This is a genomic window from Arsukibacterium sp., assembly GCF_018402695.1.
In the GTDB taxonomy this organism is placed as follows: Bacteria; Pseudomonadota; Gammaproteobacteria; order Enterobacterales; family Alteromonadaceae; genus Alishewanella.
In genome coordinates this window covers 510,178-521,297 of record NZ_JAGYIM010000016.1, presented here as the reverse complement: position 1 = coordinate 521,297, position 11,120 = coordinate 510,178, and the positions used below count along the sequence as shown (strand labels likewise).

8 protein-coding genes are annotated in these 11,120 nt (G+C 47.7%); 6 read left to right on the top strand and 2 right to left on the bottom strand.

All coding sequences use genetic code 11. From position 1 onward, the window contains the following. Positions 1–88: 88 nt before the first annotated feature. The gene (locus KG631_RS09850) at positions 89–1,480 is read right to left on the bottom strand and encodes a PhoH family protein (protein ID WP_213999334.1); all 1,392 of its coding nucleotides are present in this window, start codon (positions 1,478–1,480) and stop codon (positions 89–91) included. A 267-nt stretch (positions 1,481–1,747) separates the two neighbouring features. On the opposite strand from KG631_RS09850, the gene rapA reads away from it, so the two are divergent. From rapA to KG631_RS09825, 5 genes are all read left to right on the top strand, one after another. Further along, on the top strand, positions 1,748–4,657 hold the full coding sequence (rapA, locus tag KG631_RS09845) for an RNA polymerase-associated protein RapA (protein ID WP_213999332.1): 2,910 nt from the start codon (positions 1,748–1,750) through the stop codon (positions 4,655–4,657). Position 4,658: 1 nt separating this feature from the next. Further along, on the top strand, positions 4,659–5,315 hold the full coding sequence (locus tag KG631_RS09840) for a pseudouridine synthase (RefSeq protein WP_213999330.1): 657 nt from the start codon (positions 4,659–4,661) through the stop codon (positions 5,313–5,315). 206 nt (positions 5,316–5,521) lie between these two features. Beyond that, positions 5,522–6,607 carry an OmpA family protein gene (locus KG631_RS09835; protein ID WP_213999328.1) on the top strand — a complete coding sequence of 362 codons (1,086 nt, stop codon included), beginning with the start codon at positions 5,522–5,524 and terminating at the stop codon, positions 6,605–6,607. Positions 6,608–6,715: 108 nt separating this feature from the next. Beyond that, complete coding sequence (locus KG631_RS09830; protein ID WP_301003718.1) at positions 6,716–7,081, top strand: hypothetical protein; 366 nt, start codon at positions 6,716–6,718, stop codon at positions 7,079–7,081. Between the two features lie 113 nt (positions 7,082–7,194). Further along, positions 7,195–7,893, top strand: a complete 699-nt coding sequence (locus KG631_RS09825; protein ID WP_213999326.1) for a DUF3530 family protein — start codon at positions 7,195–7,197, stop codon at positions 7,891–7,893. A gap of 10 nt (positions 7,894–7,903) precedes the next feature. Here KG631_RS09825 and djlA read toward each other — a convergent pair whose 3' ends face one another. Continuing rightward, positions 7,904–8,686 (bottom strand): co-chaperone DjlA, encoded by a 783-nt coding sequence (djlA, locus tag KG631_RS09820; RefSeq protein ID WP_213999324.1) that lies wholly within the window; start codon positions 8,684–8,686, stop codon positions 7,904–7,906. Between the two features lie 174 nt (positions 8,687–8,860). Here djlA and lptD point away from each other — a divergent pair, with 174 nt between their 5' ends. Beyond that, the gene (gene lptD, locus KG631_RS09815) at positions 8,861–11,119 is read left to right on the top strand and encodes an LPS assembly protein LptD (RefSeq protein WP_301003716.1); all 2,259 of its coding nucleotides are present in this window, start codon (positions 8,861–8,863) and stop codon (positions 11,117–11,119) included. Position 11,120 lies beyond the last annotated feature (1 nt).

Genomic DNA, 11,120 nt, shown 5'->3' with positions numbered 1-11,120 from the left:
GCGATACTTTTTAATTTGGCAAATCCTAGACCATTTTTGCTGATAAGCAAACAGTGACGGGAGCTTTTTGCCCGCCGCCACTATCAAATTACAGGTTAGCCTCCGCAAAAGAGGCCAGCCGGCTGCGCACGACACCATTCAGATTAATGGTAGTACTGCCCTCAAAGTTTTTAAAGCGCTCAACTATATAGGTTAAACCAGAGGTTACCGCTGTCAGGTAATTACTGTCGATTTGCGATAAATTACCTGAGCAAATCAGTTTGGTACCCTCACCACAACGGGTAATAATCGTTTTTAACTGCGCAGCACTTAGGTTCTGACACTCATCCAGAATAACAATGGCGTTCTGAATACTGCGGCCGCGCATAAAATTAACCGACTTAAACTGAATATTTGCTTTTTCCATAATGTAATTAACGCTGGCATGCGGGTGCTCATCTGTTTTATGTAACACCTCCAATGAATCGGTAATGGCTGCCAGCCAGGGTGCCATTTTCTCCTCCTCTGTTCCCGGCAAAAAACCAATTGATTCAGCAATTTCAGGAGTATTACGGGTTACAATAACTTTATCGTACTGGCCTCTTTCGATAACCAGCTCCAGCGCAGCAGCCAGCGCGATCAGGGTTTTACCACAGCCCGCTGGCCCGGTCAGGATCACCAGATCCATTTGCGGGTCAAGCAACGCCTGCATGGCCATCGCCTGATAAATATTTTTCGGATGAATGCCCCAGGCGTGGCGATGCATCAAGCGCTCGTAACCAAAATCAAGAATTTTAATTTCATGCTCGCTGATAGCCAGCACCCGTCCGGCAAAAGTTTCTGCCTCGTCGATCAGATATTCGTTAATATAAGCATTGGGCAGTATTTTACGGCTGACGTAGTGCACAGTGTCACGGCCTTCGTTTTCACTGCGACACTCACCGACCTGGCTCCAGAACTCACCACTGAACTTAAAATAGCCCTTATAAAGAAAACGCACATCGTCAATAAGTTGGTCGGTGCGATAGTCTTCAACCTGTTTCAGCCCGGCACCTTTTGCTTTCAGGCGCATGTTAATATCTTTGGTAACCAGAATGACCTTAACGGGTCCTTTTTCCCGTTGTAAATAAAGCGCCGTGTTGATAATTAAATGGTCATTTTCCCCTCCGGGCAAACCGGGGATTTCATCCTTAATATGATGGTCATTAATAATAAATAAATGCCCTCCTCCCAGGTGTTCATTCTGGCGGGGCAATGCGACACCTTGCAGCATTTGTTCAGGAGAAGCGTCTCGCAGTACGTCTTCCAGCGCCCGGATGGCAACTCTGGCGTCTCTGCTAACGTCTTTGTTGCGGTCTTTTATATGGTCCAGTTCCTCAAGCACCGTCATCGGGATGACGACGTCGTGTTCTTCAAAGTTCAGAAAGGCGAAGGGTTCATGCAGCAGAATATTAGTGTCTAACACATAGATTTTTTTTTCTTTGCTTTTTTTTCGCGCCATACGCAGCTCCTTCAAACGAGACTAGGTTTACCTGTTATCCGTATTGTTGATGTCAGCTCAATGTAGCTTAATTAAGCATAGTGCAACTGCGCCGCTTGGCGCTGAATTCCTGAATTAAATATGTAATTCGCTGTTACGTTACTTTGCGACTGTATCGTGACAAAGGTATGACACTGCACAAAGACAAAAATAAAGCCGCCGCAGCAGATGCAGTTTTGGTCATTTACTAGTACCATGGCGCCCCGATTTTATGATGGTAACTGAGATATGAATTTTGCTTTGGGACAACGCTGGATCAGCGATACAGAATCTGACCTGGGTCTGGGTACTCTGGTCGGTATCGAGGGTCGGATGTTAACGGTATTGTTCCCAGCTAGCGGTGAAACCCGACAGTATGCGCAGGCCGAAGCGCCGCTTACCCGGGTGGTGTTTAATATTGGTGATGAAATAAAAAGTGCAGAGGGTTTTAGCTTAGTCGTCAGTGAAATTAAAGAGTCACATAACACATTGATTTATAGTGGCACCCGCACCGATAGTGGTGAGCAGACCGAGCTCAAAGAAACTTTTCTCGACCATTTTATCAGTTTCAACAAACCTCAAGACCGCCTGTTTGCCGGCCAGATCGATCGGTTTGATAATTTTACCCTGCGTCATCTGGCCAGACAGCAGCAGTGTAGTTTGCAACAGAGCACGCTGCGCGGTCTGCAGGGCGGCCGGATGAGTCTTATTCCGCACCAGTTGCATATCGCAGAGGAAGTGGCCAGCCGGCATGCCCCCCGGGTCCTGCTGGCCGACGAAGTGGGTCTGGGTAAAACAATTGAGGCAGGCCTGATTATTCATCAGCAGCTGTTATCCGGATTGGCCAACAGGGTGCTGATTGTTGTACCGGAGTCGTTGCAGCATCAATGGCTGGTCGAAATGCTGCGCCGGTTTAACCTGCATTTCTCAGTATTTGATGAAGAACGATGCCAACAATCTCAGCTGGATGTCAGTAATCCGTTTGATACTGCTCAGCTGGTACTTTGCAGCCTGGAGTTTATCAGCAACAACAAAAAGTGGCAGGAGCAGGCACAAAGCAGTGACTGGGATTTGCTGGTCGTTGATGAAGCACACCACTTAGCCTGGTCGCCAGAACATAGCAGTAAAGAATACCGCTGCATTGAAAGCCTTGCCCGGGACACTGCAGGTGTTATTCTGCTCACTGCCACCCCGGACCAGCTAGGTCAGCAAAGCCACTTCGCCCGTTTGCGCTTACTCGACTCAAGTCGCTTTTATGACTATCAGACTTTTATTGACGAGCAGCAGCAATATCAGCAAATTGCCACTACTGCGGCCGGGTTACTGGAAACCAGCCAGCTCAGTGACCAGCTGGCCAGTACCTTACAGCAACTTATCCATGAAGAAGATATAAGTCGTGAGTTGGCACTGTTACGCCAGCCAGAGCACTCGGCAGCGACCGCTCAAGCCCGGCAACATATTCTGGCAAAATTACTGGATCGGCACGGTACCGGCCGGATTCTATTCCGGAACAGCCGTTCAAGTATTAAAGGCTTTCCCGCCCGCCAGGCCCGGCCTGTCGCACTGGAGCTACCAGAACAATATCAAAACGCACTTAAAGTGTTTCATAGCCTTAACCATAACAAGCCGGTAGCGGAACTGGCGAACGCTAATCTGTTCCCTGAGCAGGTTTTTCAGGCATTTGAAGGCAGTAGTAGTCAGTGGTGGCAATTTGACCCGAGAATCGACTATCTGACGACTTTACTTAAACAGCACAAACCGGCCAAGTTCCTGGTAATTTGTGCTGCACCGGAAACCGCGCTGACAGTAGAAGAAGCCTTGCGTCAAAAAGAAGGTATCCGCGCAGCGGTGTTTCATGAAGGCATGTCCATTGTTGAACGTGACAAAGCTGCCGCCTATTTTGCGCAAGAAGATTACAGCGCTCAGGTGCTGATCTGCTCTGAAATTGGCAGTGAAGGCCGCAATTTTCAGTTTGCTCAGCATCTGGTATTGTTTGATTTACCGCTTAACCCGGATTTACTTGAGCAGCGGATTGGCCGGCTGGATCGGATAGGCCAGCAACACGATATTCAGTTACATATTTCCTATTTTAAAAACACCGCTCAACACGTGCTGCTGGATTGGTACCAGCAAGGCCTGGACGCGTTTGCGACAACCTGCCAGACAGGTCGGGCTATATATGAGCAGGATGGCGCTGCGCTGTTAAGTCTTCTGGCGGCGATGCATCCTGACGACAATAACGTTAAACAACTAATAGCGCATAGCCGGCAACAACATCAGCTTCTGCAGCAACAACTTGAACAAGGACGCGATAAACTGCTGGAACTTAACTCAGCCGGCGGAGCGAAAGCCCGGCAGCTGGCGGCAGATATTGCAAAAACAGATGCTGATACTCAGTTGCCAATGCTGATGTTTCAGGCCTGGGACTTGTTAGGTGTTAATCAGGAAGACCGTTCCGACACCAGTATAGTGCTAACACCGGCAGAACATTTACGTTGTGCTTACCCCGGGCTTGAAGACGACGGCGTAACCGTGACGTTTGACCGTGAAACCGCACTGGCGCAGGAGGACGTTCAGTTTCTTAGCTGGGACCACCCAATGGTAACCGGCACGCTGGATCTGTTGCTAAATGACAATCAGGGCAACACTGCGGTAGCATTACTGCCAAATAAAGCTCTGCCCGTTGGCAGCTATTTTGTGGAGCTTATTTATATTGTTGAAGCAAGCGCTCCTGCTCAGCTGCAGATCGGCCGTTATTTGCCAGCAACACCAATCCGTTTATTGCTCGACAAGACGGGTAAAGATTTAGCTAAGAAGGTCCCGTTTGATAACTTTAACCGTCAATTGAAACCGGTTGGCAGACAAACAGCCAGCAAGCTTGTCAATGCGCTGCAAAGCCTGATTCACCCCCTGTTGAACGGTAGTGAAGTTAATGCAATGGATCAGCTGACAACATTGCAACAGACGGCTTTGGCTAAAATGCAACAAGCATTGCAGACGGAACAACAACGGTTAACTGCCCTCAAGCAAGTTAACCCGCTTATTCGTCAGGAAGAAATTGATATGCTAAACAGCAGACAGCAGCAACTGACAGATTATATCAGTAAGGCACGACTAAAACTGGATGCGATCCGGCTTATTGTCGTCAGTCACGATTGACATGACATTGTTCTGTTATCAGCCCCCTCAGACGCCTTATCTGGACATCATCTACCAGGATGACGATATTCTGGTGGTAAATAAGCCCAGTGGTCTGTTGTCCGTCCCAGGTAAGGCCGCTGAGCATTGGGATTGCCTGGAGTATCGGGTTAAACTAGTGTTGCCGACAGCGCGAATTGTCCATCGTTTGGATATGGCGACTTCCGGAGTAATGGTATTGGCGTTAAATGCTGATGCTCAGCGCAATCTTAACCGCCAGTTTCAATTGCGCCAAACCCGCAAACAATATATTGCCAGAGTAACCGGCCGGGTAGTGGCTGATCATGGCACCGTATGCCTGCCGTTAATTTGTGACTGGCCTAACCGGCCCAGACAAATGGTGTGCTACCAGCGCGGCAAGGCTTCTGTTACGCATTATCAGGTACTGGATCGCAGTGCAGATGTCAGCAGGTTAATGTTAACGCCGGTCACCGGCCGTTCCCATCAGCTACGGGTGCATATGCAAATGATTGGCCATGCAATCCTCGGAGATAAGTTTTATGCCGACGCTGCAACATTTGCAGCAGCAGACCGTTTACAGCTTCATGCTGAATTATTATCGTTTCAACACCCTGCCGATGGAAAACCAAGCATTTTTTCAGTAAATTGTTCTTTTTGACTTCTTTTTACAAATATTAACCCCATATTCAGATAACTGGCTTATGATACTCAGCATATTGGGTTGCTAAATAACAAATTGCTGTACTATTTTAAATAAAGAACAAATTTTAATACAAAACGATTTGTAATATAGATGGCAGATTAATAGTTAACAGTAATAACAAACTGACTGTTAAACTGCTGGATTAATCTAAGGAGAAATGGATGAAACTTAAAATTACTGCTCTTGCTGTACTGGCTGCTCTGCCGTTAATCAGCACTCAGGCCCTGGCGCAAGCACCTTCAGCAGCGGAATTGGAACGCAAAGTATTTGGTTCTTTATTTGGTGAGTATTACTGGTCACATGAGAACAAGTCACTTTCAGCTGCCTGGGATAATGTTGAACACGGTCCTGGCATCGGTGCAGAACTGGGTTATCGGGTTAACCAAACCTGGGGGGTGCGGTTAGAGTACGCCAGACAACGTCTTGATTCACTAACGGGTGGTAGTATTGGTATAGATCGTTTTGGTGTAGATGCGATGTATCATCTGGCCAATACTAATTTCTATATTGTTGGTGGCTGGAAACATTTCGAGGGCAATGTTAGCTCAGATGCGTTGAACGTCGGTGTGGGTTATCGTTATTTTGTGCGTAACGATGTAGCGTTGTTCGCAGAAATGAACCGCTATGAAGGTATTAATAACGGTTCATGGTATGACGCAGGTATCAAATTTGGCGCCAGCTGGATATTTGGTGCAGAAGCGGCACCCGCACCAACCCCTGCACCTGCCCCGGCACCTGCTCCGGCAGAGCCTGCTGAACCTGCAGCGCCAGCGGACAGTGATAACGACGGCGTGACAGATATCAATGATCGTTGCCCTAATACTGCAGCCAACCATCAGGTTGACCCGCAGGGCTGTACCGTCTTTACAGAAGAAATGCAGCGGGTTGGTGATGTCGATATCGAAGTGAAATTTGGTTTCGATTCAGCGTCTGTTTCTGCTGATCAGCGTTCAGAAGTTATTCAGTTAGCAGCCTTTATGAAACGGTTCCCGGAATCAGAGGTTGTTATTGAAGGTCATGCTTCGAACATTGGTAACCCAACGTACAACATGCGCTTATCTGAGCGTCGTGCAAAATCAGTCGCTGACATTCTTACCAGCGAAGGTGTTGAATCGTCACGCATTACCTCTGTAGGCTACGGTGTAACCCGCTTACGGGTTGAAGGCAATACTCCTGAAGCGCATGCAGCTAACCAGCGGATTGAAGCAAAAGTAACAGCGAAAGTTAAAGAACCAGTATTACGTTAATTTTCTTACGCTTAACAAAAAACCGCCAAATTGGCGGTTTTTTTTATTGCCCGGACTGTTGGTTCCTGCTAGTTTTAACCGGTAAACTGCCAGTTGAGGATCAAAATCATGTCTATGCAAGCTATAAGTCGTTGCTGCGTTGTTGCCGCAGTATTAGCATGTGTTACCTTCCATGCCCGCGCTGATCAACCAGCAACATTGATTCAGACAGCTCACGTTTGTACCGATGAAGGCGAAACTCAGCGTTTGGCGATTAATGACCAGCTGCGGGAAATGGCCAAGGCACTAGCTGAATTCAAACCCACTACATTCTGTTTTATTATGCAGCCTTCGCTCGCAGTGCTTGTACTGGAGAAGGGTGACACTTACGTTAAATTCAGTCACGACTCGAAAGTGATGTACACCTTTCCGGAATACATTCATATTGACGATTCTGCTAACGTTATGACGGGCTTAGCCGATAACAGCCTATAGCACAGGTTGGGTTAAGCAGGTGGAATTTGAACAATAGGTATGTTTTCGGTATAACCTGGAGTGTACTCGCGTTCATATTGCAGGCAACTGCTGCTGCTCAGCAGTTGCCAAACATGCAACAGCTGTGGCAACAAGATTTGCAACGGCAATTACTTTCCACTGAGGTTGTTGAGTTAAGCACCGACGACGGTAACTTTATCGTTTTGCAACGCGAAGCGCTTACCAGTTTTAACAAAGGCACAGCTATTCTGGTACCGGACTGGGCTGAACACCCGGCAAGCCCCCATTATATTGACACCCTGCGCCAGCAACTTAACGATCATGGATGGCACACGCTGGCTATCATGGCGCCGCCCGCAGTGGAATTTAACCTTGAACAAAATGCCACTGACTACCAGCGACAGCTTGCAGAGCGGATGCTTGCGGCTATTCGCCAGGCCCAGTTACAGGGTGACAATATCATTGTTATTGCTAAAGGCAGCAACGCCGCCCTATTAAACCGGTTATATGCAGCTGAACAGCTTGAACCCCCTGCCGCCTTCATAATGCTGGGTGCCTATCTGGCTGACGTTAACCTGAACCGGGAGTTAGCGAACGATATTGCGGGGCAATCGATCCCAACACTTGATATCAGTCATTGGCGCGATAACCGTTTTGCCAATGCCAACCTGAAGCTGAGACAACAGTTGGTTAATCGTAACCTGAAAGCACAGTACCGGCAGCGACAGTTAACGGGTACCTTTTATGATGCAGATGTTCATGCCTGGGTCCTGAAAGAAATAACCGGCTGGTTAAACAGTATTGGTTTGTAATGCGGATTGCTTAGTGCTGGTTTTTCAGCAATTCATAAGCAGCCTGAATTTCCTGAGTCCGTTTTTTTGCGACATCAAGCATAGCAGCCGGCACCCCTTTTGCCATTAATTTATCCGGGTGGTGTTGTGCCATTAATTTCCGGTATGCTCGTTTTAACTCCTTTTCACTACAATCATTGGCAACACCCAGCACCTTGTAAGCATCCTGCACGGCATTGACGGCCGGTTTTTTACTATCCCGCTGGTTAAAACGTTGCTGCGCCCGATAGGCACTCAGCAGCTGTTCTAATTGCAGACGCGACACCGCCAGTTGCTGCGCGACCTGTTGCAACAATATATACTGGTCGTGACTCATCTCGCCATCAGCGCTGGCTATACCCAACTGGATCTCGATAAAATAGTGGATGACATCTCGCTGACGCCCGTAATGCTGAGCAAACGCCTGCAGCTGAGCCACTAACGGGAAGTTACTTGCCTTGCCGTCACGAAATGCTGCCTGTGCTTCTTGTTGCTGTGATTCATTCAAGCCAAGTTGCTGCATAAAGTGGCGGGCCTGACGAATGTGCGCCGGGGTGACCACACCCGTAGCTTTCGCAATATGGCCCATGGTAGCAAAAGTGGTATACATAAACAGACCTTGCTGCTCATCTGGTTCGTGAAACATACCTTTGAACCGCGCCAGATTTGCGCCCATTTTTATATCGAACCAATGCCCCAGAATCAGCCCGATAAATAACCCTGGTAGTCTGAGCAGCGCCAGACCAAACAAAGCGCCGAGAATTTTACCCCACAAAGTATTTACCTCTTAAAATGAACTACGCCGTTTCTGTCGCTCTAAGCTACTGAAACAGGTCAAAGGCCACAGTAAAGCCGCACTATATCGGATTAGCAGGAAATCTAAAATTGATTTATCATAGCGGGCTAATCTTATCGAAAAATATGTAAACGCCGGGGCAGAGAATACTGGATGAAAGTTTGGTTTACTGGAATAACTATCACGGGCTTGTTTTGTAGTCAGCTGCAAGCCAATGAACCTGTAATACCGATGTGCTATCAGCCACTGACCCAGCCTGCTGTCTTAGCCACTCTAGACCCGGCTGACAATGCCGTACGGATCAGTTCAGATGATGCTGACCTGCGTGGTAATCAGACGGCGCTGTTCAATGGCAATGTTGAAATTATTCATCGTGATACCTTATTAACCGCGCCCAGTGCCAGCTTCAGCCGCACTGAGCAACGTATCTTTGCTGATGGAGGTATTGAGTATTTCGATAAAAGCTTAAAAGTTTCTGCCAGTTCATTTATTGCCGATACAGTGGATGACAAGGCCATCATCAGCGATGCCCACTACCAGTTTCTTGCCCAGGCAGGCCGCGGTTATGCTGAGAACCTGCAGGCCAGTCCTGAACAAATCAGGCTGGATCGAGCACTTTTCACAACCTGTCCAATAAATGACAACAGCTGGTCTTTACATGCCAGCGACATAAAAATTAACGACGGTGAAGGCTGGGGCTCCGCCAGCAATGCTGTGTTCAAAATTAAAGATATACCGGTTCTATACCTGCCATACCTGACCTTCCCGGTAGACGAGCAGCGAAAAACTGGTTTACTTCTTCCCAAAATAGCCAGCTCGCAATTGTTGGGACTGGATGTTGAACTGCCCTACTACATTAATTTAGCAGAGAATTATGACCTGACGCTGACCCCCCGTTATATGAGCAAACGCGGTACTCAGCTTAAATCTGAATTTCGATACCTGACCACTGAGCATCAGGGTATTATGCAACTCGAATATCTTGATAAAGATAATGATAAACCAGCAAATTTTGGCAGCCGCTATCTCTCTCATTTAAGTCATCGCTCTGATTTAACAACTAACTGGCGCGGTTACATCGATTTTACTGATGTGAGTGACGATGCTTACCTGACTGAGCTTGGATCAGACTACACCAATCAAAGTGATACCCAGCTCTACCGGGAGGCCACTCTTGCGTATTATGGTGATAATATTGACAGCACGATAAGGCTGCAAGGCTTTGAAATTCTGGGTAATTTCTCTGATGCCTATAAGACTCTGCCAGAAGTACAGCTGAATTCCGCCAGGCCATTGCCAATTTTCAGGCCATTGGAATTGGTTTGGCAAGCCAGCTATGCCCATTTTAAAAATGATAATGCGCTGATTAGCTCTGCCAACAGACTGCACCTGGAACCCACGCTGCGCTTACCCTTTGTTACGCCCGCCCTGGAGTTTACTGCTGAAGCAAGCATGCTTTACACTTACTACCAGCAAACCGGCAACCTGCCGTCGGCACAGGTTGATACCTCCGTGCAGCGGACGCTGCCAAAATTGCGTTTATACAGCAGGTTGAATCTGGAACGTGAATATGACTGGTTCGGTGAGCCTGCTCTGCAAACCTTTGAACCGCAAATTCAATATTTATATATTCCGTACCGACAGCAAAATAATATCGGCTTATATGACACAACCCGGCTGCAGGATGACTACTATGGTTTATTCCGGCAAAACCGCTTCTCAGGTATCGACAGAATTAATGAGGCTAATCAGTTAACTGTTGGCTGGACTACCCGCTTTTATGACAATGTCGATAACGAGCTGTTTCGTTTTAGTCTCGGTCAAATCTTTTTTCTGGAAGACCCGGTGGAAAGCGCCGACAACCTGACTGAAACTCAAACGGCTACCGACTCGGTACTGGCAGCCGAAATGATCTGGCATTGGTACCGTAAATGGTACTTCAGTGCTGCAGCCCAATATGATATCGACGGCCGGCAAATCATCAAAAGTAACGCCAGTCTGGATTATCGGGGCAGCGAGAATACCTTATTGCAATTGAACCATCGATACAGCCGCGCGGTCTCAGGCTTAGAAATTCAGCAACTGGGTGTGCTTGGCACGGTGCCGCTGGCAAAAAACTGGCAGCTAGTTGCCAGTTACTATCGTGATGTCACAAATCATCGTATGATAGACGCCAATTTTGGCGTGCAATATGAATCCTGCTGCTGGGCAGTCCGGCTGGTAGCGAGGCGTTACATCGTCGCCAACCTCGATACAGGTATCGATAATGCTTTACAGTTTGGTGAGCTGGACAGTGGGCTCAGTCTGCAATTTGTATTAAAAGGTTTCGGCGATAAGGCCGGGTTTGGCGTATCAGACATGTTGTCAAATGGCATTTTTGGCTACCGCCGGCCATATTTACTAACTAATTAGT

What these genes read in the sequence shown, in the direction of transcription:
- KG631_RS09850 (WP_213999334.1), bottom strand. Translation starts at nt 1,480, where the DNA reads ATGGCGCGAAAAAAAAGCAAAGAAAAAAAAATCTATGTGTTAGACACT.
- KG631_RS09835 (WP_213999328.1), top strand. Translation starts at nt 5,522, where the DNA reads ATGAAACTTAAAATTACTGCTCTTGCTGTACTGGCTGCTCTGCCGTTA.
- KG631_RS09825 (WP_213999326.1), top strand. Translation starts at nt 7,195, where the DNA reads ATGCAACAGCTGTGGCAACAAGATTTGCAACGGCAATTACTTTCCACT.
- rapA (WP_213999332.1), top strand. Translation starts at nt 1,748, where the DNA reads ATGAATTTTGCTTTGGGACAACGCTGGATCAGCGATACAGAATCTGAC.
- lptD (WP_301003716.1), top strand. Translation starts at nt 8,861, where the DNA reads ATGAAAGTTTGGTTTACTGGAATAACTATCACGGGCTTGTTTTGTAGT.
- KG631_RS09830 (WP_301003718.1), top strand. Translation starts at nt 6,716, where the DNA reads ATGTCTATGCAAGCTATAAGTCGTTGCTGCGTTGTTGCCGCAGTATTA.
- KG631_RS09840 (WP_213999330.1), top strand. Translation starts at nt 4,659, where the DNA reads ATGACATTGTTCTGTTATCAGCCCCCTCAGACGCCTTATCTGGACATC.